Origin of the sequence: Streptosporangium brasiliense (assembly GCF_030811595.1) — a bacterium.
GTDB lineage: Bacteria > Actinomycetota > Actinomycetes > Streptosporangiales > Streptosporangiaceae > Streptosporangium > Streptosporangium brasiliense.
On sequence record NZ_JAUSRB010000001.1, the window covers coordinates 1,112,163 to 1,135,582 of the forward strand.

Here is a 23,420-nt window from a genome sequence, read left to right on the forward strand (position 1 = left end):
GCCGCGCAGGCCGCAGCGACGGCCCTCGCGGCCGGGGTGGGGCGCCGGCCCCGGCCGGGGACCGGCCGATCCGCGGCGTCCGGGAGCCCGGCGCCGTGTCCGGACACCCGGCCCGCCGCCCCGGCCGCCGCCCAGGCCGGGGGACCGGCCGGGGACCGGCCGGGGACCGGCCGGGGCGGGCACCGGGCCGGGCCAGGCCGGGCGGGGACTCAGCCGATCCGGCGCAGCGCCTCGGCCAGGCCGGACAGACCCACCGGGCCGAGCTCCAGAGCCGAGGTGTGCCAGCGGCGCAGGTCGAAGTCCGCGCCCAGGCGCTGCCTGGCCTCCTCGCGGGCGGCCAGCCAGGCGCGCTCGCCCAGCTTGTAGGAGGGCGCCTGGCCCGGCCAGCCGAAGTAGCGGACCACCTCGGCGTGGACCCGGTGCGGCTCGCACCGGCCCTGGTCGCGCAGCACCTCGCAGGCCCGCTCGAAGGTCCACTTCGAGCCGTCGGGGAGCGGCAGGTCCAGGTGGACGCCTATGTCGATGACCACGCGGGCGGCCCGCAGCGCCGACGCGCCGAGCATGCCCAGCCGGGTGCCCGGCTCGGTGAACCAGCCCAGCTCGTCGGCCAGCCGCTCGGCGTAGAGCGCCCAGCCCTCGCCGTGCCCGCTCACCCAGGAGTTCCTGCCGAAGCGCGACAGGCTGTCCCCGGCCACGCGGGTGGCCCCGAGCTGGAGGTGGTGGCCGGGCACGCCCTCGTGGAAGACCGTGGTCAGCTCGCTCCAGGTCTCGAACCGGCCCCGGTCACCGCCCACCGGCCACCAGGTGCGGCCCGGCCGCGACAGGTCCTCGCTGGGCGAGGTGTAGTAGGCCGCGCCCGAGGTCGAGCCCAGGGCCAGGGTGACGTCCACCCGGCGCAGCGGTTCGGCGATGTCGAAGTGGGTGCCGTGCAACTGCTCGACCGCCTGGTCGTGCCGCTCCTGCAGCCAGCCCCGGTAGGCGTCCAGGCCGTCGACGTACTGCGTCTCGTTGAGGATCGTGGTCGCCTCCTCCACCGAGGCGCCCGGCCGCACCCGCTGCGCCTCGGCCGACAGCTCGGCCTCGATGCGCGACAGCTCGGCCCAGCCCCACTCGTAGGCCTCCACCAGGTCGATGTCGGCGCCCAGGTTGAGCCGGGCGCCCACCGCGTAGCGCTCGGCGCCCACCGGGTCGTCCTCCGCCGCGCGGGGGGCGTATTCCTCCCGCAGGTAGCGGGTGGCCTCGGCGTAGGCGGCGTGCGCGGCCGCCGCGCCCCGCTCCAGCTCCTCCCGGACCGGGCCGTCGCCGTAGCTCGTCACGAACGCCTGGTGCGTGCCGTCGCTCGCGAAGAGCTCGGTCTGCACGGCCAGCTCCAGCGCCTGGCGGCGGGCCGCCGACATGCCCTGGGCGAGGCCGGCCGCCAGGCTCGCCCGCCAGCCGTCCAGCATCTCGGGGACGGCCGCGAGCCGGGCCGCCACGTTACGCCACTCGTCGTCGCTGCCGTGCGGCAGCAGGTCCACGCTGTCGCGCAGGTCGGTGATCAATCCGAACGGGGCCTGCACCGCGCGGAACGGCTCGCCGATCTCGTACCAGGCGAGCTCGGCCTCAAGGCGCTCCCGCAGGTGCGCCGCGGCCCGCACATCCGCCTCGCCCTGCGGGCGCAGGGGAGTGAGCCTGCCCAGCGTCTCGCTGATCAGGGCGGCCCGGGCGGCGATGCCGTCCGGGCCGTAGTCGGTGGCCGGGGCGAATTCGACGTCGATGCCGCTCGCCCCGGCGCCGACCGGGTCGAGCGCCGCCGAACGGGTGACATATTCATCGCAAAGGGCGAAGATCGGGCTGGTCATCCCGGCACTTTAGCCGACCTGACCTGGGGAGTCACTGGATGATCGACACGATTTGACGACTTCGGTCACGGTTCATCTCTTCCAGAACGGGCGGCGCCCCCCGGAGCGGCTCAGCGCCTCCAGCCCGTCGACGGCCCGCTGCCACAGCGCGTCCACGTCCGTGCCGGACTGCAGGTCCCTGGCCAGGGCTTCGAGCTCCGCGTGACCGCCCAGGTGGACGGCCAGCGCCGCCAGCCGGCTGCCCAGGTCCTGGAGGTAGCGCAGCTGGTCGGCGGCGCCGAGGGACTCGGCGGCGCGCAGCCGCCGCAGCTCCTCGCCGAGCTCGGCCCGGGGCAGCTCCCTCGCCGCGGCGGGTGCCGCCACCGGCGCGGGACGGGGCGGGGCCATCCTGGCGCGCGGGGCGGAACCGCCGGCCGCCACGCCCCGCGGCGCGCCGCCCATCCCGCCGGCCGCGAACTTCGGCGCCGCGCCGGGGGCTCCGGGCGGTCCGGCGGGCGCGCCGGGCTGGGGTGGGGCCATCGCGGTCATCATCATCGGCGCCGCCGCCACGGCCGGGCTCTGCCAGCCGCTGGGCAGCTCCACCGGCTGGATGACGCGGTGCCCCGGCCCGCCCTCGGCGACCACCTTGCTGTCGACCGCGACGAACGCGGTGAAGCGGCAGAGCACGCCGTATTCGAGGGAGATCTCGACGATCTCCCCTTCCAGCGAGTGGTCGCCGGCGGCGTAACGGTCCTCCAGTGCGCGCAGCCGGGCCCGCGCCCAGATCGCGCGGGTCGCGGGGCTGTCCGTGCGGACCCCGGCGACCCGCCGCTCCCACGGCTGGACGGCTCCGTCCACGCCGTGCACGGTCAGCGCCCCGTCGCGCGGGTGCCGGTAGCGGCCCAGGACGGTGAGCGGCACGCCCGGGTAGATCGAGCCGAGGTGGCTGACCGTGCCGGGGACCAGGTCGAGCCCGTCGGCCTTGAGGGACAGATCGGTGACCAGCGGGGCGCCGATCCTGCGGTGGATGTGCTCCATCGCCTCGTCCAGGCGGTCCTCCGACTCCACCAGCTCGCACCGGCCCGAGCCCAGCCCGGCCAGCCTGCCGAGGAATCCGGCGTTGACCGCCCGGTCGATGCCGACCGTGTGCACCCGCACCCCGGCCAGCCGGGCGCCGACCCGCTCCAGGATCTGGTCCTCGTTGCCGACCTGCCCGTCGGTGACGAGCACCAGGACCCGGTCCCCGTCGGAGCCGGCGAGCAGTGCGACGGCCTGCTCCAGCGGGGCCAGCATCTCGGTGCCGCCGCGCGCCTCCAGCCGGGCCAGGTGCTCCACCGCCCGGTAGCGGTTGCGGTCGGAGGCCTCCGACAGTCCCTCGCCGAGCCCCTCGGGCCGCTCCACCACGGTGTCGAAGGAGAGCACCGCGAACCGGTCGCCGCGGGTGAGCGTGTCGACGATCCGCGCGGCGGCGCGCCGGGCGGCGACCATCTTCCAGCCGGTCATGCTGCCCGAGCGGTCCAGCACCAGCACGACGTCCTTGGCGGCGGCCGTGGCGGGTGCCGGATCGGGGACGACGGTCAGCGAGAACGTGCCGTCGCCGTCGGCGTCGCCCTCGCCGTCGTCGGGGACCAGCGCCAGCGAGGTGGAGGCGTCGAAGGACAGGCGCAGGATGAAGTCACGGTCCAGCCGCTCGCCCGGCTGGAGGCGGACGGTGCTCCCCTCCTCCTGGACCACGTGCAGGCTGGAGCGGAGCTCGCGCAGCTCCAGCCCGGCCGGGTCGACGGAGACCGCGAGCGAGAGCCGTACCGGGTTGGGGAAGCCGGGCAGCAGCACCGGAGGCGTGATCCGGGAGGCGTCCGGGACCGCGTCGGTGTCGGGGGCCCAGCCGTCGCCGGCCTGGCCGCCGTCGAGCGGGGTGCCGGGGATGTAGCGGGGCGCGACGACCAGCGGGAAGCGGAAGGTGGCCGCGCCGTCCTCGTAGGGGAGCGGCTGGTTGAGGGTGAGGTGTACGGTGACCCGCTCGCCCGGCACGATGTTGCCGACCCTGATGGTGAAGACGTCGGGCCGGTCCTCCTCGGCGATCGCGGCCCGCCTGCCCTCGGCGACCGCCTGGTCGTAGTCGGCCCTGGCCTGGCCGCGCTCCTTGAGGGTCCCCTCGATGACCCGCCCGTCGGCCTCCATCCTGAAGGCGGTCACGGCGGCCCGGTCGGGCAGCGGGAAGACGTAGGTCGCCTCCAGCGCCACGTCGTGCGGGTTGCGGAAGCCCTGGACCACCTCCACCCCGGCGATCAGGCCGGACACGGCGGCGGTGACGTCCACACTCTCCAGCGGCAGGTTGCCGCGCTCGGTGACGAGCGTTCCGAGCCCGGCGTCCGGGACCGGCTCGCACTCCTCCGGCGGCAGCGTCGCGATCGAGGTAATCATGGCAGCTTCTTCCCTTCGGGAGGGGCGAGGTCGTGTTCACGCAGGATCGAGAGGAGCGCCTCGGATGCGGCGCCGATCTCGGCGAGGTCGTTGGGTGAGGGGGCGCGGCCGCCGCCGTCGAGCAGCAGCGTCACTCCGGCCGCCAGCCGTACGCCGTGGACGACCGCGGCGGTCGGAGCGGTAGGGACGGTCGGGGTGAACGGGGCGGCGGTCGGGGTGGGTGGGGTGGATGGAGCGGACGCTGCGGGCGGCCGGGCGCCGGCGGCCGCCGCGCGGGCCGGTGGCGCGGCCGGTCGGGGGGGTGGCGAGGACGGGGCCGCGGCGGCCGGGGGTGGCGCGGCCGCGGCGGCCGGGGGTGGCGCGGCCGGGGTGGGTGGCTCGGCCCAGAAGCGCGGCCGAGCGGTCCTGGGGACGGCCGGCTCGGCCGGGGGCTCGGGGAGGCGGGCGATCGACTCCAGGACCTGGTCGGTGGCCCCGGTGAGCTCGGCCTGGATCTCGGCGATGGTCCGGCCCTCGGCCTGGCGCCGCTTGACGGCGATGAGCTGGAGCAGGTGGCGCCGGCCGTACATGGCGACGCGGCCGCGGCGGGCCGACGGCGGGTCGAGCAGGCCGATCGTGGAATACCACCGGATGAGGCGCTCGTTGGGCACGTCTCTGACCCGCCCGTTGAGCTGGGCGGTGGGGGTCAGCGCCGCGGAGGCCCGCTCAGCCAGTTCACCGATGGTCCATTCCATGTCTCGATAGTGACACTGTCACCATGACAGTGTCAACATAAGGGGCGCGGGGCGGGGTAGGGACGTTTCGTGCCAAAAGGGAAACTGATATCGAAACAGGGGGAGGACATCCCATGTCCGCGATCACCAGCCCGCTCAATCCCGAAGACAAGAAGGTCGTCGCCGCCGCGCTCCAGGGCGCGCTCGTCGACCTGCTCGACCTGTCGCTCCTGACCAAGCAGGCTCACTGGAACGTGATCGGCCACAACTTCCGCTCGCTGCACCTGCAGCTCGACGAGATCGTCGCGGCGGCCAGGGAGCACGCGGACACCGTCGCCGAGCGCGCGGTGGCCCTCGGATGCAACCCCGACGGCCGCTCCTCCACGATCGCCAACACGACCGAGGTGCAGCAGCTGGAGCCGGGCTACATCAACGACGGCAAGGTCGTCGCCGCGATGACGGACATCCTCGGATCCATCGTCCGCCGGATGCGCGAGCGCGTCGAGGCCACCGACGAGCCCGACCCGGTGACCCAGGACATCCTCATCGAGATCACCCAGGACCTGGAGAAGCACCACTGGATGATCGAGGCCCAGCGCTAGCCGGCCCGTCACGCCGGTGACCGGTCCCGGCGGGGGCCGGTCGCCCGGCGGTGACGCCCGGCCGGCGTCCCGCTGGCCGGTGTGATCATCAGTGGGCTACATTGCGGCATGCTTGGAAACCCCCCGGAACGGCCGCTGGACTCGCCGATGACACGGCCGCCGGAACAGCCGGGCCTGCCGCCGCTCATCCGGGCGCTGATCGGTCCCCCCGGCCGCCTGCTGCTGCCCGCCACCGCGCTCGCCGGCTCCCTCCTGATGTACGGGGTGAGCGTCCCGGGGGACTACTTCCTGACGGTGATGCTCGCCGGCTTCCTGTGCCTGGTCCTCGCGATCGTCTGGATCCCCCGTTTCGTCGTGGCGCTGCTGCGCGCCGACGGCCGTCCCGGTCTGCGCCGGCACTGGCTGCGCTGGGCGGCGGCGCCGGTGATGGGGGCGGCCGTGACCGGGCTGCTGTACTTCGACGTCCCCGCCACCGCCCGCTTCGCGCTCTCCGAGGCGAGCCTGGAGCGCTTCGCGCGGGCCGTGGCGGCCGGGGAGGAACTGGAGGTCGGCGGCCGCTGGGTGGGGCTGTACACCCTGGACTGGGCCGAACGGACCGACGGCGTCGTCCGTTTCCTGGTGGCGGGCACCGGTTTCATCGACCGTTACGGCTTCGCCTGGAGTCCCGGCGGGGAGCCCCCGGACGACTACGGCGGCGCCTACCACCACCTGCGCGGACCCTGGTACGAGTGGAGGGAGGACTTTTGAGAGTCCCGGGCGTTCCCGTCATGTGGATCATCTTCGCCACAGGTTCGTTCTTCGCGCCGCTGTTCCTGCCGCGCGTCGGCTGGCTGCTGTTCCTGCTCGCCGCGCCGGTCAGCATGTTCGCCGCCGTGATCACGGCCTACCAGGAGGCCGCCCGGTTCCGGGCCGCCGCCCCGCCGCCGGCGGGCGAGGGGCCGGAGGTCTGAGGCCGCTCCCTCAGAGGAGGTGGCGGGCCAGGTCGGCGATGGGGTGGGGGCAGGAGAGCAGGCCGCGCAGGGTGTCCAGGTGGGTGGGGCCCGGGGCGTCCGGGCCGGTCAGTCCCGCCTCGCGGACGGCCCGCTCCCAGCTCCGGTCGTCGTCCGCGGCGCGTTCGAGCCTCCGCAGCACGCTCACCCCGTCGATCTCCCGCACCAGCGGTGACAGCAGGTGCGGCCAGTGGATGGTCAGCGCCGCGAGCTTGGCCACCTCACCGTCGGAGGCGGGCGCCGCGCCGGCCAGCGTGCGCCGGTAGACGAGGAAGGAGTAGAAGCGGAAGACGTTCACATAGCGCTTGATCTCGCGCGGGTTGAAGAACGTCACGACCGGCAGCACGGACTCGATCGCCCGGTAGGCGTTCTCGTCGCTGTAGAGGTCGTCGAAGACCCGGTCGGCCGCCTCGCGCGTCGCCGAGGCCAGGCCGCCGATGGCGTCCAGCGCCTCCACGCCCAGGATCTCCTGCGCCCGCCGCGCCGCCTCGTCCAGATCCGCGGCCGTCGGCCGCAGCCCCCAGATCGCATCCTCCAGCCGGCTCACCAGCGCCGGGTCCGCCGGCTCCACCGGACGTGTCCTGGGCAGGGCGAGCGGCAGGTCGAGCGGCTTGCGCGACTCCGGCACCCTCCCGCGGAGCCCCGCCTCGGGCGCGGTTCCGGGCACCTGTGCCTCCGGTGCCTCGCCGTGAGCGTCCGTGCCGCCGCCTGTCCCGCCGGCACCGCCGCGGGCATCCGTCCCGGAGCCCCCGCCGGTGCCGGAGATCTCGGGCATGCCCAGCAGCGCCCGCACGAAGCCGGGCAGCCGGTCGGCGTCGTCCAGCAGCGGCACGCTCAGCGGCAGCTGCACGATCTTCTCCAGGAACCGCCAGCCCAGCCCGGAGCGCCCGTCGTCCGGCATCGTCTCCACCAGCTCCGGATAGGCGGCCTCCACGTGCGCGGCCACCACCTCCGGCTCCATGGCCAGCACGAACACGCAGTTCGGGAACTCGCCGGCGAGGAACAGGTTGATCGCCTCGATGACCTGCGCCACCGTCCCCGGCGAGCACCGGTCCAGGTCGTCGACGAACACCACCAGCGGCCGCTCCTCGGTGGCGATCAGATCGAGCACCTGCCGCATGTCGGTCTGGACCAGGTGGAGGAAACCCGTCCTGGAGCGGTAGCCGGGGTTGATCACGGCCTCGGCGACGGCTCCCTCCGCCGTGCCGGGGGAGAGCAGGTCGGGCTGGCGGACCAGCCCCTGGAAGGCGGTGTCGGCCGACTCCCGCAGGAACCTCGCCAGCCGTACGGCGCCGGCCCCCACCACGGCCAGCGGGCCGGCCGTGCCGACGGCGGCGGCGGCGTCCCGCAGCAGGGCGGCGGAGGCGGGCAGCAGGGCGGCGCCCGCCAGGAAGGCGCCGGTGAGGACCAGGGTGGCGGCCAGGGCGAGGGCCGGCAGGATCAGCCGGGTCGCCGCCAGGTGGTAGGCGCGCCGGCGGACCGCCTCCCGGTCGATCCTGGCCAGGTTGAGCTCCAGCCAGAACCGCTCCCGCTCCGCGCGCGGCAGCCGCCGGGTGACCTGGCTGATGATCTCGTGGGCGAGCCCGGCCCATACCTGCTCGCCGTTCTGGTACATCCACGGGTTGAACCAGACCGTCGGCCGCCAGTCCGCCTGACGCACCGGCAGGGTGCCAGGCTCGGCCAGCTCGGCGCTCTCCCCGGGCCGCCGCCGGGCCCGGGCCAGCACCTCGGAGTTGGTCAGGGCCCGCTCCCCGCGGGAGCCGGGCAGGTGGATCTCGGCGGGGCGGTCTCCGGCGGCCCCGGGGTCCAGCAGGTCCTGGATCATCCGCATCAGGGAGGTCTTCCCGGTGCCCCACGGCCCCTTGACGCCGATCGTGAGCGGGGGCCGCGTCTCGGGGTGGCGGACGAACGCGGCGATGGCCTCGGCGTAGACCCGGTGCCCGAGCTGGTCCTGGGTGGTCCACCGGTCGGCGGTGAGCCTGGCCCGCGGCTGCACGGGGCGCCGCCCGGCCCGCAGCCGGCGCAGCACCGCGCAGGTCCGGGCGCGCTCGGCCGCCGACAGCCGCGAGTAGGCGAAGTCCCGCACGGCCGGATGGACGAACATGGTCGTCTCGCCGAGCAGCCCCCAGTTCCTGAGCTCGGTGGCGTCGCCGAGGAGATCGTCGATCGACTCGCCCTCTTCCAGGAGGGATGCCTTGCGCAGCAGCTCCCTGGCCGGCTCGCTCAACTGGAGCTCGTAGACCCGCCGGACGATCTCGGCGCCCGAGGCCGGGGGCGAGGGATCGCCGAGCCGGGCCAGCACGCGCGCGAAGGCGGCGGGCGGGCGGGCGGACAGGTCCCGGGCCTGGGTCACCGCGACGTCCGTGACGTCGCCGTAGGCGATCAGGATGGGGGTGCGGGCGGCGGAGACGCTCTCGTAGCGGCGCAGCGCGTAGGCGTGCAGGTCACCGATGGTGATCACCCCGTCGCCGTCCAGGTCGGCGGCCCGGGTGGTCAGGCCGTCGGCGAGGACGCCGGTCAGGCTCTGCGCGGGCCCGTGGACCCTCTCGTCGAGCCTCAGGGTCAGGGTGAGCGCCGCCGCGGCCACCCGGGGCTCGCCCGCCACGGCGAGCTGCCGGACCGGTGCGGCGGAACCCTCCAGGGCGCTCCAGCCGAAGTCCACGATCAGCAGTACGGCGGCCGCCGACGACTCGCCGACCTGCCGGCCGAACGCGCCGATCATCGACCCGAGCTGCCCGGAGGTCCAGCCGTTGTCGCCGGGGAGGCGGACGACCAGCAGGTCGCGCTCCTGCGCCGAGCGCAGGAACTCCCACACCCGCTCGCCGTCGGCGTGCGCCCCGCGGCCGCGCTCGGAGTCGACGGCGAAGCCCTCGGCGCGCAGCGCGCCGGCCAGGCGCACGTCCGGCGGGGCGGTGCGGGCCGGGCCGGGCGGGGAGCCGGGCGGGGCGTCCGGAGAGGGGTCGAGGAAGACCAGGGCCCTGCGGGCACCCACCCGGGGCGCGGTCTCGAAGGTCGGATGCGCGGAGGCCAGTCCCTCGCTCAACGGTGCTCCCGTCCTGACGGCGATGTGTGCCCCACTCTGGACGGCCGGGCGCCGCCGCATGCGGATCTTGGCGATAGGGCGACCGGTTTTGGGGAACGCTTGCCCCCGGGTTTCCGGAAAGTTTGGGCCGGGGCGGTCACCCCGTTCATGTGAATTCGATCGACTGGGCGCGTACCGTGAGGCAACGAGGAGGCGCCATGCTCCGCCGTACGCTGGTCCGCGCCGGAGGTCTGGCCGCCGGGTCGGCCCTGGCCGGATCGCTCTGGCAGGGGGCCGCGCGCGCCACCCCGGTGCGCTCCCGCGGCCCCTACGGCCCGCCCGGCCCGCCCGACGCCAACGGGGTCGCGCTGCCGGCCGGGTTCACCAGCAGGGTCGTGGCCCGCACCGGCCACCGGGTCGGCGGGGTGCTCTGGCACCCGGCGCCCGACGGCGGCGCGTGCTTCCCCGACGACGACGGCTGGATCTACGTGTCCAACTCCGAGATCCCGCTGCTCGGCGGCGCCACGGCGATCAGGTTCGGGCCCGGCGGGGCCGTCCGCGGCGCCTACCGGATCCTGTCGGGCACCAATCTCAACTGCGCCGGCGGCCGCACCCCGTGGAACACCTGGCTGTCGTGCGAGGAGGTCCCGCGCGGGCGGGTCTTCGAGTGCGACCCGTACGGCTCGCGCGCCGCGATGCCGCGCCTGGCCATGGGCAGGTTCAAGCACGAGGCGACCGCCTGCGACCCGGACCGGCGGGTCGTCTACCTGACCGAGGACGAGCCGGACGGCTGCTTCTACCGGTTCCGGCCGGCCCACTGGGGCGACCTGACGTCGGGCCTGCTGGAGGTGCTGTGCGCCCCCTCCGGCACCGGGCCGGTGACCTGGCGGCGGGTGCCCAACCCGGCCGCGTTGCTGGAGGCGACCCGCCACCAGGTCGACGCGGCCAGGCACTTCGCCGGGGGAGAGGGCTGCCACTACGCCGACGGCGTCTGCTTCTTCACCACCAAGGGCGACAACCGGGTGTGGGGCTACGACGCGGAGAACGAGCGCCTGGAGATCGTCTACGACGCCGACACCCCGCTGAACGGCGTGGACAACATCACCGGCACTCCCGGCGGTGACCTCTACGTCGCCGAGGACGGCGGCGACATGCAGATCAACCTGATCACCCCCGGCCGGGTGGTCGCCCCGTTCCTCCGGGTCGACGGCCACCCCAGGTCGGAGATCACCGGCCCCGCCTTCTCCCCGGACGGCAGCCGCCTCTACTTCTCCTCCCAGCGCGGGGCCCGCGGTGACGCCGCCGGGACCGGCGGCGTCACCTACGAGGTCAGCGGTCCGTTCCGCCGTCGGACGAGCGACTCCTGACGATCACGATGTGGTGGCACTGCGGCGCTCCGGAGCCCTCCGGCTGACCCGTCCGGACCTGACATCGGAAACGCCCGTCGGCCGGGCGCGACTCTCCGCCCAGGTCACGGGCGTGAATCCACGGGGCGGCCTGCGAGGTCCCGCGACAGCGGGCTCCTGTGGTGCGGCGGGTCAGAGGTCTCTGGCCCAGATCTCCTCGACGAACCCGTCGCCCGCCTCCTCGCCGACCGGCTCGAAGCCCGCCGCCCGGTAGATCCGGCGGGCGCCGGTCAGCACGTCCCTGGTCCACAGCATGATCCGCCGGTAGCCCGCCGCCCTGGCGAAGCGCAGGCACTCCTCGACGAGCCGCCCGCCGATCCCCATCCCCCTGGCGGACGGCTCGACCAGGAGCATCCGGAGCTGGGCCGTCTCGTCGTCCTTGTGCACGCAGAAGACGCATCCGGCCCGCTCGCCGTCCACCTCGGCGATCCACCCCGCGTCGCGCCCGGGGTCGTGGGCGTCGACGTAGTCGGCCACGATCCTGGCCACCAGCGCCTCGAAGTCCTCGCCCCAGCCGTACTCCTGGCTGTAGAGCACGCCGTGGCGGTGCACCACCCAGCCGAGGTCTCCCGGGCGCGGCGGGCGGATGACGTAGGGGCGGGCCTTCGGGGCCCGGGTGAGGATCTCCTGGATCGCCGCCATGCTCGCCACCAGCCGCTGCCGGTCCTCCTCTCCCACCTCCTCCAGCAGGCCACGCACCTGCGTCGCCGAGCGCTCGTCGAGGGTGGCGAAGGTGGCCCTGCCCGCCTCGGTCAGCCCGGCGACCTGCCGCCGGCCGTCGGCGGCCGACCGCTCGCGCACGATCAGCCCGTCGGTCTCGAACCGGCCGAGCATCCTGCTGAGGTATCCGGCGTCGAGCCCGAGCAGCCGCCGCAGTTCGCCGGTCTCCATGTGGTCGCGCTGGGCGAGCTCGAACAGCACCCTCACCTCGGTGAGGGAGTAGGGAGTGTCCAGGACGCCCTGGTGGAGCACGCCGATGACCCCGGTGTAGAAGCGGTTGAAGGCGCGGACCTCCGCGACATGGTTCTGCATGTCTGACAGGATCAATCATTCCATTGACTCAGTCAATGGAATATCGTTCCGGGTCTGTCCCGGCGGTCTGCGGCCGGCGCGGGCGCCGGGCGGTCGTGCGGGGGGGTGAACCCGAGGGTGAACCCGGGCATGAAGGGATGATTGACCTGCGAGCGGCACAAGTCGCCCTTTACGACGGGAGCATGATGGCTGAGGTTGCGTATGTCGGTGGATACACCCCGGACACCGGAGGGTCGGGGGTGGGGATCACGCTGATGGAGCTGGGGAGTCTCGTACGGCTCGGCACCACTGTGGCCTCGGGCCCGTCCTTCCTCGCCGTCCACCCCCGCCTCCCCGTCCTGTACGCGGTGGGGGAGAGCGACAGGGGCACGGTCAGCGTCTTCGGCAGGGCCGGCGACGGCGCCCTGACCCCGCTGGCCCAGCGGCCGAGCGAGGGGTCGGCGCCCTGCCATCTGGCCGTCGACCCGTCGGGCGCGCTGCTCGCGGTGGCCAACTACGGCGACGGCACGGTGAGCGTGCACGGGATCGACGGGTCCGGCCTCCTCACCGAGGTGTCGATCTTCCCTTACCGGGACGGCGCCCATGCCCACCAGGCCGTCTTCGGCCCCGACGGCGTGCTGTACGTGACCGACCTGGGCGCCGACGAGGTCCGCCGCTACGTGGTCGACGGCCAGGTGAGACCGCACCCCGACGGCCCGGTACGGCTCGCGCCCGGGATGGGCCCCCGGCACATGGCCCGCTCCGGGGAGCACTGGTACGTCGCCGGGGAGCTGGACGGCACGGTCCGCGTCTACGACGACGGCTGGCACGAGAACCGGGCCGTCCCCGCCAGCACCGCCGGGGGCCCCAACCACCCCTCACACCTGGAGGTGTCCGGCGGGTACGTCTACGTCGGCAACCGGGGGCCCGACACGATCTCGGTGCTCTCCACGCCCGGCCTGGAACCGGTCGGGGAGGTCGCCTGCGGCGGCGTCTGGCCACGACACTTCGCCATCGCCGACGGCCGGATGTATGTGGCCAACCAGCGCTCCGACGGCATCGCCGTACTGACGCTGGAGGAGGGGATCCCGCGGTTCGGCGGAGAGGTGTTCGCGGTGGGCACCCCCTCGTGCGTGCTGCCGCTGACCTGACGGCGACGGCCGCGGACCCCGGACCCGGGCGGGCCGGTGGCGGAGCGGGGCGTGAGGTGCTTCTCACGCGCGGACGCGTGACGTGCTCCTCACGCGCGGACGCGTGAGGAGCATGGAGAAGACTGGGATGACAGCCGGCGCTCCACACCACCGGCCGTTCCAACACCGATGGCGAGAAGCGACATGTGAGGACTCCTCCAATTTGGTCTAGACCATTGGCCACATCAGCAGGCAGAATGCGTTGCGTCGGCGCCGGAAATCCCGCACCGGCCGCGTCACCCCATTTAGTCTGGCCGTCTTGCCTCGGAACCACCACCGGAGGATGCCATGCGTATTGGAGTGCTAACCGGGGGCGGCGACTGCCCCGGCCTGAACGCCGTTATCCGCGCAGTCGTACGCAAAGGGACCAGCGTCTACGGGCATGAATTCATCGGATTCCGCGATGGCTGGCGCGGTCCGCTCGAAGGCGACACCATGCCGCTGGACATTCAGGCCGTCCGGGGCATTCTGCCGCGTGGCGGCACGATTCTCGGCTCGTCGCGGACCAACCCTATCAAGATCGATGGCGGCGTCGAGAAGATCAAGGACAACCTGGCGGAGACCGGCGTCGACGCGCTGATCGCGATCGGTGGCGAAGACACCCTCGGCGTCGCCAAGCAGCTCTTCGACAGGGGGGTCAAGGTCGTCGGCGTGCCGAAGACGATCGACAACGACCTCAGCGCCACCGACTACACCTTCGGCTTCGACACCGCCGTCAACATCGCCACCGAGGCGATCGACCGGCTCCACACCACCGCCGAGTCCCACCACCGCGCGCTGATCTGTGAGGTCATGGGGCGCCACGCGGGCTGGATCGCCCTGCACGCCGGCATGGCCGGGGGCGCCAACGTCATCCTCATCCCGGAGAAGCCCTTCGACATCGACCGGGTCTGCGCCTACGTCGAGTCCCGTTTCAAGACCCGTTACGCGCCGATCGTCGTGGTGGCCGAGGGCGCGCACCCGATCGAGGGCCAGATGGCGCTCCAGGCGGGTGAGCTCGACTCGTTCGGCCACGTCCGGCTGGGCGGCATCGGAGAGGTGCTCGCCAAGGAGATCGAGAAGCGGACCGGCAAGGAGGCCCGCACCACCGTGCTCGGCCACATCCAGCGCGGCGGCACGCCGACGGCCTTCGACCGGGTGCTGGCCACCCGGTTCGGCCTGCAGGCCATCGACGCCGTGCACGACGGCCACTTCGGCATCATGGTCGCGCTGCAGGGCACCGACATCGTCAGGGTCGCCCTCGCCGAGGCCACCAAGGAGCTGAAGACCGTGCCGGTCGGCCGCTACGAGGAGGCCGAGGTCTTCTTCGGCTGACAGGTCCGCGACGGGACGTGAGAGAAGGGGCCGCCCCGGTGGGGCGGCCCCTTCCGCTCTCCGCGGGCCCTTCCGGTCTCCGCGGGCCCTTCCGCTTCCTGTGGGCCCTTCCGCGACCCCTCCGCTCTCCGCCGGTACGGCCGCCGGTACGGCCGGCATCGGGTCTTCCATGTCCTTCTGGGTGAGAACTGTGTTCTCGTGGCCGGAAATTGGTGAACGACCGCTGTTGAGAACTGCTCCGCGGGGCAGCCGGAGACATCGCGTGCGGAGCCGGGGCGGACCGTGGCGGTGGCCCCGGCCCGTCAGCCGGATATTCACGTGATCGGCTCGGGGTGTCGCTTACGCGCCCGTGACCCTGACCGGCCCGCCCGCCGTCCCGTCTCCCATTGCCTCCACCCCGGCAATAATGACTCCAGGTAATTGTTCGATCGCTCTGGGTGGCCATTCGAGGCCGGGAAGTAATCACACCGAAACCGAGCCTTTTGCCTCACTGGGATGACCCTCCCAGTTCTCCTCAACTAGCGTCGAATTCAGGTTCCGCGCCGTGTCGGCGTCTTCCGTGATACCGGTCCGGCGTTTTCATCGCCCGGGTATCGCCCGGACGCGTCCAACGCGACATGGAGTGATCTCTATGACCAAGGCCAGAAACGCTCTCGCCGCTGGTGTGATGGTGGCCTCTGCCCTCATCGCTCCCGCGACGCTGCCGGCTCAGTCTGCCGGCGCCAGCACCTCGGGCGTGACCGCGGCCACGACCGTCACCACTTCCCTGCTGACCCCGGCGGCACGTCCGCCGCGGAAGCGCAACAATAACAACAACAACAATAACAACAACAACGGAGGCGGGAACAACAACAACAACAATAACAACAACAACGGCCGAGGTAACAACAACAATAACAATAACAACAATAACAACGGCCGGGGCAACAACAATAACAACAACAACAATAATAACAACGGCAGGGGGAACAACAACAACAATAACAACAACAATAACGGAGGCGGGAACAACAACAATAACAACAACAACAACAACGGCAGAGGCAACAACAATAACAACAACAACAACAATAATGGAGGCGGGAACAACAACAATAACAACAACAATAACAACGGAGGCGGGAACAACAACAACAATAACAACAACAACAACCTGCGGGGCGGGAACAACAACAACAATAACAACAACAACTAGGTCCGCCCGGACAGGTGAAGGACTCTCCCGCCGGCCTTGCGGAACGGCCCGGACGGGAGAGAGATCGAAAAGACCGAGAACGTCCGCGGTGAGGCCGTCAGGGCGTGCTCGGCACAGAAGGCGGAATCCGCCTCGGAAGGCGAGGGCTGCCTGCGTGGTCGCTCCGCCGCATTCCAGAGCAACCGCTGCGGCGGGGGCCGTACAGAGAAAAGCCGTACAGAGAAAAGAAGAGCCGCCCGTCATGACCTTTGACGGAGAGAGGACCGGCCCGTGGGGGCATCGGAATCGGAGCCGGGTGGCATGGCGTGATCGCCGAGGTCGGCGGCGCCGCGCGTCGGCGCCATCCCGCGGACCCGGCTGGCCGTCAGGTGGGCGCGGAGCCGTTGCGCACACCGGATCCCGTGGACACCTGACCTTCCTCCCCCGTTGACGGACGATCGTCCGTCAACGGGGGTTCATCATGCGCCGAGCGTACGGCCCGTCCGCCGGGGCCCCGTTCCGCGTCACGCCGAGCGTTCACCGGATCCGTGCCGGGTCGGGCCGCCGTGCCGGGATGAGTCCCCGTGCCGGGTCGGGCCGCCGCGCCGGTGCGAGTCCCCGTGCCGCGTCGAGCCCCGGTGCCGCTCCGGACGGTCGTGAGGCGGACTAAAGTGACTAGGTCGAGGCGTTGTCTTGAGGCGGTTACGCGCCACACTGGGCGGTAGGCCCGTATTTCCCCCGAACTTCACTGTTCCACCGGAGGTTGCAGCATGACCATGTCCGCCTTGGGAGAGCCCTGCGTTCTGCTCAAACTGGGCGAGGTCGTCCTCAAAGGAAACAACCGCGAGCTCTTCGAGCAGCGGCTGCAGGCCAACATCAAGGCGGCCCTGAAGGACTTCGACTTCAAGGTGGACGTGCGCCAGCGCCACGGCGTCATCGCGCTCTTCCTGCCGGACGGCACCGCGCCCGCGGTCGCCGACGCGGTCGCCGAGCGGGTCTCCTACGTCCCCGGCCTGGTCTGGATCCACCGCGCCTGGCGGGTGGAGAAGGACCCGGGCGCGGTCACCAAGGCGGCGATCGAGCTGCTGGCCGACCGGGAGGACGTCAGGCGCGGCGTCTCCTTCGCGGTCCGCTCCCGCCGCCGCGACAAGCGCTTCCCGATGACCTCGATGGAGATGGACCGCTCGATCGGCGGCGAGCTCAACGACATCTACGGCCTGCCGGTCGATCTGAAGAACCCCGAGCTGGTCGTCTCCATCGAGGTCGACCGGGACGAGGTCTTCGTCTTCACCGGCGGCACCCCCGGTCAGGGCGGCCTGCCGGTCGGCACCAGTGGCCGCGGCCTGGTCCTGATGTCCGGCGGCATCGACTCGCCGGTGGCCGCCTACCGGATGATGCGCCGCGGCCTGCGCGTGGACTTCCTGCACTTCTCCGGCATCCCGTTCACGACGTCGGAGTCCATCTACAAGGCGTATGCCCTGGTGCGCGCCCTGGACAAGTTCCAGGGCAGGTCCCGGCTCTGGGTCGTCCCGTTCGGCAAGGCCCAGCAGTCCATCAAGTCCTCCGGTCAGGACCGGCTCGCGGTCATCTCCCAGCGCCGCCTGATGCTCAAGACCGCCGAGGAGGTCGCCCGCCGCCTCCGGGCCGGAGCGCTGATCACCGGTGACTCCCTGGGCCAGGTCTCCTCCCAGACCCTGCAGAACATCACCGCCCAGGACGACGCGGTCGACCTGCCGATCCTGCGGCCGCTCATCGGCCTGGACAAGACCGAGATCATGGCCGAGGCCCGCCGTATCGGCACCCTGGAGATCTCCGAGCTGCCCGACGAGGACTGCTGCACGCTCCTGGCGCCCCGCCGAGCCGAGACCGCCGCCAAGATCGCGGACCTGCGGCAGATCGAGAAGCGTCTCGACGCCGAGGAGCTGGCCGTCCAGCTCGCCGGATCCCTCCAGGAGTACAAGCTGGAGGGCTGAGCCCGTCCCGCCGGCGCGGATCCCCGCCGGAGGTGGGTCCGGTCATCCGTGGGCGCGGCCGGCGGCTTGTGGCGCCGGCCGCGCCGGGAGAAACGGGCGCTCGTGGCGTGGCTGAAACGCGGGGTCGGACATGGGCGACGGTCAGGCGGACGCCAGGGCGTCGCCGGCCGCGGTCCTGCCCACCAGCGGCGGGAACTCGCGGATCACCCGGGCGAGCTCGTCCAGGTCACCGTCGACCAGGGCCTGGGGGCCGTCGCAGAGGGCCTGCTCGGGGTGGGGGTGGACGTCGATGATCACGCCGTCGGCGCCGACCGCGATGGCGGCGCGGGTGAGCGGCAGGACCAGGTCGCGCCGGCCGCCGGAGTGGGACGGGTCGACGATGACCGGCAGGTGCGACAGGCGCTGGGCGACCGGGACGGCGGAGACGTCCAGCGTGTTGCGGGTGGCGGTCTCGAAGGTGCGGATGCCGCGCTCGCACAGCACGATGTCGAGATTGCCGCGCTGGGCGATGTATTCGGCGGCCATCAGCCACTCCTCGATGGTGGCGTTCATGCCGCGCTTGAGCATGACCGGCTTGCCGACGCCGCCGACCGCCTGCAGCAGCGCGAAGTTCTGCGCGTTGCGGGTGCCGATCTGCAGCATGTCGGCGTAGGAGGCGACCAGCTCGACGTCGTGGGCGTCCACGACCTCGGTCACGATGGGCAGGCCGGTCTGCTCGCGCACGTCGGCGAGGATGCGCAGACCCGCCTCGCCCAGCCCCTGGAAGGCGTAGGGGGAGGTGCGGGGCTTGTAGGCGCCGCCGCGCAGCAGGGTGGCCCCGGCGGCCTTGGCCATCTCGGCCGCCTCCAGGGTCTGCTGGGGGGTCTCCACCGCGCAGGGGCCGGCGATCAGGGTGACGGTGCCGGGGCCGATCGGCACGCCGCCGACCCGGATCGTGGACCGCTCGGGGTGGTTGTCACGGCTGACCAGCTTGTAGGGGGCGGTCACCCGCATCACGTCGGCCACCCCGCGCATGCCGCGCAGGTCGAGCGCGCTGAACTGGGCGACGTCGCCCACCAGCCCGATGATCGTACGGCTCACGCCGCGGCTGACGAACGCCTCGCCGCCCGCCGCGCCGATGGTCTCCACGATCGCCTCGATGTCCGCGGGGGCGGCATCCGGGCCCATGACGATGACCATGTCTCTCCTTCGATGAAAAGGTCCGTGAACGCAGAAGGCCCCGGGTCCGTAACGGACCCGGGGCCTTCGTTCGCCTGGCTGTCAGCGCAGCATCTGGCGGCGAACGGTCCGACCCACGGGTCCGTCGCCATACCAAAACCAGAACGCAGTACGCATCGCCGGCAATAGTAGCGCACCGCCGGGACACGCCGGCCCGCCGGCCGGGAGCGGCCGCCGGCGTCCGGACCGCGGCGGGCGCCCCGCGCCGACACGGCGGAGGGCGTTATCCGGTGGCCGCTGCGGTGGCGGCGGACCGGCGATGGCAGGATTGCCCCCGTGCCGCCGGGGAACAGGACCACCCCGTGCCGGTGGGGACAACGGCGAGGGGAGTGATGGTGGAGCAGTCCGAAACTCCACGGGAGGAGACTCGCCTGCCTCCAGGCCAGTACGTCCCCCGGGGACGTCCGGTGATCCATTACGGCCGGGTGCCCACGTTCCGCCCGGCGACGTGGGAGCTGCGGGTCATGGGGGCGACCGCCTCGGGCGAGCAGCACCGCTTCACCTGGCCGCAGTTCTCCGAACTGCCGCGCACCACGGTCCTGGCCGACTTCCACTGCGTCACCAAGTTCTCGATCATGGGGAACGAGTGGCGAGGGGTGTCCGCGGCGACGCTGATGGAGATGGCCCCGCCCGCCCCCGAGGTGAGGCACGTGATGATCTGGGCCGAGTACGGCTACAGCGCCAACATGCGGATGAGCGACTTCACCCGCGGCCACACGCTGTTCGCCCTGGAGCTCGACGACAAGCCCATCTCCCCGGAACGGGGGTTCCCGGTCCGGGTGGTCGTCCCGCACCTGTACGCGTGGAAGAGCGTCAAATGGGTGCGCGCGGTGGAATACCTGCTGGAGGACAGGCGCGGTTTCTGGGAGGAGCGCGGCTACCACAACGTCGCCGACCCCTGGCGCGAGCAGCGCTACTCCTATCAGGAGGAACCGGGCGAAGGCCCGCCGTGATCGGCGTTCACCCCTGATTGACCGGAGCGGTTGACTACGGTTTCCCGCATGTGGTCGACCAGTGCCTGGGTGCTGCTCTGCGCCGCCAGCACTTTTCTCGGGTTCGTCCTGTCCCGCCGGCGGCCGGCCGCCCCCCGCAATCCGGCGGGCCTGCCGGACGAGGCCACCTTCGCCACCCTGCACATCGCCGCCCTGGCGGCCCCGTCGCTGCGGGCCGGCCTGACGCGCGACTCCGCGCGCAAGGCGATCCGCCACCTGCGCGCGCTGCTGGGCACCAGCGCCATCGCGGTGACGGACATCGACGGCGTGCTCGCCTGGGACGGCGCGATGGACTGCCACCGCGACCACGCGCCCGAGCACGCCCGCACCGTGTTCTCGTCGGGACGCCCGTACGTGGTGGCGGGGGGCGTGCTCGCCTGCGACACGCCGGGCTGCGTGATCCGGGGCGCGGCGGTGGTGCCGCTCACCGTGGAGGGCCGGGTGATCGGCGCGCTGGCCGCCTACGACGCCGAGGTGAGCGCGGCGCTGGTCCGGACCGTCACGGAGGTCGCCCGCTGGGTCTCCGGCCAGCTGGAGCTGGCCGAGCTCGACTCCTCCCGCAGGCGCGCGATGGAGGCGGAGACGCGGGCGCTGCGCGCGCAGATCTCCCCGCACTTCGTCTACAACTCCCTGACCACGATCGCCTCCTTCGTCCGCACCGACCCCGAGCGGGCCCGCGAGCTGCTGATGGACTTCGCCGACTTCACCAGGCACGCGCTGCGCCGGGGCGGGGACTTCACCACCCTGGCCGACGAGCTGCGCTGCGTGGACCGCTACCTGCTGCTGGAGCGGGCCAGGTTCGGCGAGCGGCTCCGCTTCACCGTCCAGGTGGCGCCGGAGGCGCTGCCGGTGCCGGTGCCGTTCCTGTGCCTGCAGCCGCTGGTCGAGAACGCCATCAAACACGGCATAGCCGCCACCGGCGGCGCCGGTGAGGTCCAGGTGGTCGTCAGGGACGCCGGCCCCGAGGTCCACATCGCCGTCGAGGACGACGGGCTCGGCATGGACCCGGCGCGGGCCCGGCGGCTGCTGGCCGACGACCGGGGCCAGGGGCCGGACGAGGGCGGCATCGGCATGGCCAACGTGGATGTGCGGCTGCGCCGGATCTACGGGGAGGGCTACGGGCTCGTCGTGGAGACCGAGCTGGGCGCCGGTACCAGAATACGGCTGCGCGTGCCCAAGGTCCCCCCTGAGTTATAGCTATTAGTAGTCATAGTTTTACTTAAAGTTGACATTTCTATTGCGGTGGGCGCGGTTCCGGGGCAGCGTGGATCCATGTTGCGAGTCCTGGCCGTTGACGACGAGGTCCCCGCGCTGGAGGAGCTTGCCCACCTCCTCCGCCACGATCCCCGCATCGAGCACGTCTCCACCGCCCCCGGAGGGATAACCGCGCTTCAGGACATGGTCCAGATGATCGGCGCCGGCGAACGGCTCGACGGGGTGTTCCTCGACATCCGGATGCCGGGCCTGGGCGGCCTCGACCTGGCCCGGCTCATCGGGGCCTTCCCCAACCCGCCCCGGCTGGTGTTCGTCACCGCCCACGAGGACTGCGCGATCCAGGCGTTCGACCTGGAGGCGGTCGACTACCTGCTCAAGCCGGTCCGGGCCGACCGGCTGGCGGAGGCCGTACGGCGCCTGGAGTCCATGACGCCGGCGGCGGGCGAGCCGGTCCCGGAGGACGTCATCCCGGTCGAGCTGAGCGGGCGCACCCGCTTCGTGGCCCAGCAGGCGGTCCGCTTCGCCGAGGCGCGGGGAGACTACGTGCGGCTGCACACCGTCGACGGCAACTATCTGGTGCGCATGTCGCTGGCCGCGCTGGAGCGGCGCTGGGCCGGATCGGGGTTCATCCGCGTGCACCGCAGCACGCTGGTCTCGGTGCGGCACGTGAGCGAGATGCGCTTCGACGGCGGCCGCGTGACCCTGCAGGTCGGCTCGGAGACGCTGCCGGTCAGCCGCCGCCACACCCGCCAGGTCCGCGAGCAGCTCGTCCGCGACCGCCAGCTCCAGGACCGCTCGCTGGCCTCCGGCGCGCTCAGATGAGCCGCCGGGCGCCGCCCGCGGGCCCGTCGGACCCGCGTCCCGGAGCGCGTGCCGCCGCGGGAATCGACCGCTCGTCGCTCCGGTCCCGCCGCTCGTCGCGCCGACACTCTCCGCACATCGACGACTACACACCGTTAGACGCGCTGGCCGGAAAGGAGCGGTCGCCCGCCGGGGCGCCCCTCTAGTGTTCCCTTCATCGGAGAGCCGGACCCGCCGCACCAGGGGGGGACAGAGCCGGGAGGCTCGGACAGGTCCTGGTGCGCGGAGTCCCGGGCGGTCGCGGAAACGGCCGGCCGTCCGGTCGCCGGGCCCCGGATCGGGGGGAGGGCCCGGCGCTCTCCGGTGTGACGGGACGTCCGCGCCAGCCCGTGGGCCGGCCCGTGATCTGGCCCGCGGGGGCGGCCGGATCACGAGACCGGGCGTCCCGTCTCATCCCGCCGGCGGGCAAGGGGGCTCGCCGGCGGGCGGCGTCAGCGGTGACCGCGCAGTGCTCGATCCGGTGGCGGGCGTCGGGACACGGGTGGCGGGCCCGCGCTGTCACCGCCACGGGTCGCCGGCCTCGCCCAGGTCCCCACGCCGTAAGGTCGGCGGCGGTGGCCGCGCGGGCTCAGGCGTCGCGGAGCTTCTTCAGCAGCGCGATGTCCTCGCGGTGCTTGTCGACGGGGCCCGGGGTCTCGATGCAGAGCGGCACCCCGGCGGCCACCGGGTGACGCATCAGCTCGCCGAAGGGCTCGATGCCGATGTGGCCCGCGCCGATGTTCTCGTGGCGGTCCTTCTTGGAGTCGCACACGTCCTTGGAGTCGTTGGCGTGGATCAGCTTCAGCCGCCCCGGGGCGATCGCGTGCAGGGCGTCGAGGGTCTCCCCGACGCCCTCCAGGGTCGACAGGTCGTGGCCGGCGGCGAAGGCGTGGCAGGTGTCCAGGCAGATGCCCGCCTTCGGGTGCCAGTCGAGGGCGGCCAGATAGGGCTCCAGGTCCTGGACGGTCGCGCAGAGCATCGCGCCCTGCCCGGCCATCGGCTCCAGCAGCAGGTCGGGGCCGTCGTCGGGGATCTCCTCCAGCAGCGGGAGCAGGTGCTCGTGGAGCTGGCGCAGCGCCGCCTCCCGGGACTGGCTCACCGCCGACCCCGTGTGGACCACCATGCCCGCGGCGCCGATCGCGTAGGAGCGCTGCAGGCCGTGCCGTACGGTCGCCACCGACTTCTCCAGCGTGTCGGCGCTAGGGGAGCCCATGTTGATGAGATAGGGGGCGTGCACGAAGGACAGCACGCCCGACTCGCGCAGCCGGGTGTCCTGGACCGGGTTGCCCGCGGCGAGCGCCCAGCCGCGGGGGTTGCTGACGAACACCTGGATCATCTCGGCGCCGATGTCCGAGGCGTACTGCAGGCCGCCCTTGGCCAGGCCGCCGGTGACGGAGACCTGGCCGCCGATGAGGGAGAGAGAAGTCATGATGGGCTCAGTTTAGGCGCTGGGGCCGACGGTTTCCGGCCGTCGCGGGCTCCCGGCCGGGGCGGGCCGCCCCGGTTTGGAGCATGAC

18 protein-coding genes are annotated in these 23,420 nt (G+C 72.5%); 10 read left to right on the forward strand and 8 right to left on the reverse strand.

Annotated elements, in window-relative coordinates:
• Positions 1–209: 209 nt before the first annotated feature.
• The 3 genes from J2S55_RS04945 to J2S55_RS04955 form a co-directional block, all read right to left on the reverse strand.
• Positions 210–1,841, reverse strand: coding sequence for a DUF885 domain-containing protein (locus J2S55_RS04945; RefSeq protein WP_306857633.1), 1,632 nt, complete (start codon positions 1,839–1,841; stop codon positions 210–212).
• A gap of 72 nt (positions 1,842–1,913) precedes the next feature.
• Positions 1,914–4,244, reverse strand: a complete 2,331-nt coding sequence (locus J2S55_RS04950; RefSeq protein ID WP_306857634.1) for a VIT domain-containing protein — start codon at positions 4,242–4,244, stop codon at positions 1,914–1,916.
• Positions 4,241–4,978 (reverse strand): MerR family transcriptional regulator, encoded by a 738-nt coding sequence (locus J2S55_RS04955; protein ID WP_306857635.1) that lies wholly within the window; start codon positions 4,976–4,978, stop codon positions 4,241–4,243. The genes J2S55_RS04950 and J2S55_RS04955 overlap by 4 nt, the downstream gene beginning before the upstream one ends.
• 113 nt (positions 4,979–5,091) lie before the next feature.
• On the opposite strand from J2S55_RS04955, the gene J2S55_RS04960 reads away from it, so the two are divergent.
• The 3 genes from J2S55_RS04960 (at position 5,092) to J2S55_RS04970 (ending at position 6,509) form a co-directional block, all read left to right on the forward strand.
• Positions 5,092–5,559 carry a Dps family protein gene (locus J2S55_RS04960; RefSeq protein WP_306857636.1) on the forward strand — a complete coding sequence of 156 codons (468 nt, stop codon included), beginning with the start codon at positions 5,092–5,094 and terminating at the stop codon, positions 5,557–5,559.
• A 147-nt stretch (positions 5,560–5,706) separates the two neighbouring features.
• On the forward strand, positions 5,707–6,306 hold the full coding sequence (locus J2S55_RS04965; protein ID WP_306857638.1) for a hypothetical protein: 600 nt from the start codon (positions 5,707–5,709) through the stop codon (positions 6,304–6,306).
• 20 nt (positions 6,307–6,326) lie between these two features.
• A complete protein-coding gene (locus J2S55_RS04970) occupies positions 6,327–6,509 on the forward strand; it encodes a hypothetical protein (RefSeq protein WP_306857639.1) in 183 nt (60 codons plus the stop codon).
• 10 nt (positions 6,510–6,519) lie between these two features.
• Here the strand turns inward: J2S55_RS04970 and J2S55_RS04975 are convergent, their stop codons facing one another.
• A complete protein-coding gene (locus tag J2S55_RS04975; protein ID WP_306857640.1) occupies positions 6,520–9,591 on the reverse strand; it encodes a KAP family P-loop NTPase fold protein in 3,072 nt (1,023 codons plus the stop codon).
• A gap of 197 nt (positions 9,592–9,788) precedes the next feature.
• Between J2S55_RS04975 and J2S55_RS04980 the strand changes: the two genes are divergently transcribed.
• On the forward strand, positions 9,789–10,937 hold the full coding sequence (locus J2S55_RS04980) for an alkaline phosphatase PhoX (protein WP_306857641.1): 1,149 nt from the start codon (positions 9,789–9,791) through the stop codon (positions 10,935–10,937).
• A gap of 171 nt (positions 10,938–11,108) precedes the next feature.
• On the opposite strand, the gene J2S55_RS04985 is transcribed toward J2S55_RS04980, so the two are convergent.
• Positions 11,109–12,008, reverse strand: coding sequence for a bifunctional helix-turn-helix transcriptional regulator/GNAT family N-acetyltransferase (locus J2S55_RS04985; protein ID WP_306857643.1), 900 nt, complete (start codon positions 12,006–12,008; stop codon positions 11,109–11,111).
• Positions 12,009–12,190: 182 nt separating this feature from the next.
• Here J2S55_RS04985 and J2S55_RS04990 point away from each other — a divergent pair, with 182 nt between their 5' ends.
• Both J2S55_RS04990 and J2S55_RS04995 read left to right on the forward strand, forming a co-directional pair.
• A complete protein-coding gene (locus J2S55_RS04990) occupies positions 12,191–13,138 on the forward strand; it encodes a lactonase family protein (RefSeq protein WP_306857644.1) in 948 nt (315 codons plus the stop codon).
• Positions 13,139–13,465: 327 nt separating this feature from the next.
• Positions 13,466–14,491 carry a 6-phosphofructokinase gene (locus J2S55_RS04995; RefSeq protein WP_306857645.1) on the forward strand — a complete coding sequence of 342 codons (1,026 nt, stop codon included), beginning with the start codon at positions 13,466–13,468 and terminating at the stop codon, positions 14,489–14,491.
• Between the two features lie 514 nt (positions 14,492–15,005).
• Here the strand turns inward: J2S55_RS04995 and J2S55_RS05000 are convergent.
• Entirely contained in the window at positions 15,006–15,929 is a 924-nt protein-coding gene (locus tag J2S55_RS05000; protein ID WP_306857646.1) for a hypothetical protein, read from the reverse strand.
• Between the two features lie 506 nt (positions 15,930–16,435).
• Here J2S55_RS05000 and thiI point away from each other — a divergent pair.
• Positions 16,436–17,638, forward strand: a complete 1,203-nt coding sequence (gene thiI / locus J2S55_RS05005; protein ID WP_306857647.1) for a tRNA uracil 4-sulfurtransferase ThiI — start codon at positions 16,436–16,438, stop codon at positions 17,636–17,638.
• Positions 17,639–17,779: 141 nt separating this feature from the next.
• Here thiI and aroF read toward each other — a convergent pair whose 3' ends face one another.
• Positions 17,780–18,817: a 3-deoxy-7-phosphoheptulonate synthase gene (gene aroF, locus J2S55_RS05010; protein ID WP_306857648.1), complete on the reverse strand. Its 1,038-nt coding sequence runs from the start codon at positions 18,815–18,817 to the stop codon at positions 17,780–17,782.
• A gap of 371 nt (positions 18,818–19,188) precedes the next feature.
• On the opposite strand from aroF, the gene J2S55_RS05015 reads away from it, so the two are divergent.
• From J2S55_RS05015 to J2S55_RS05025, 3 genes are all read left to right on the forward strand, one after another.
• Positions 19,189–19,809 carry a molybdopterin-dependent oxidoreductase gene (locus J2S55_RS05015; RefSeq protein WP_306857649.1) on the forward strand — a complete coding sequence of 207 codons (621 nt, stop codon included), beginning with the start codon at positions 19,189–19,191 and terminating at the stop codon, positions 19,807–19,809.
• A gap of 48 nt (positions 19,810–19,857) precedes the next feature.
• Positions 19,858–21,045, forward strand: coding sequence for a histidine kinase (locus J2S55_RS05020; protein ID WP_306857650.1), 1,188 nt, complete (start codon positions 19,858–19,860; stop codon positions 21,043–21,045).
• Between the two features lie 75 nt (positions 21,046–21,120).
• The gene (locus J2S55_RS05025; RefSeq protein WP_306857651.1) at positions 21,121–21,885 is read left to right on the forward strand and encodes a LytR/AlgR family response regulator transcription factor; all 765 of its coding nucleotides are present in this window, start codon (positions 21,121–21,123) and stop codon (positions 21,883–21,885) included.
• A gap of 607 nt (positions 21,886–22,492) precedes the next feature.
• Here J2S55_RS05025 and J2S55_RS05030 read toward each other — a convergent pair.
• On the reverse strand, positions 22,493–23,332 hold the full coding sequence (locus J2S55_RS05030) for a deoxyribonuclease IV (RefSeq protein ID WP_306857652.1): 840 nt from the start codon (positions 23,330–23,332) through the stop codon (positions 22,493–22,495).
• Positions 23,333–23,420 lie beyond the last annotated feature (88 nt).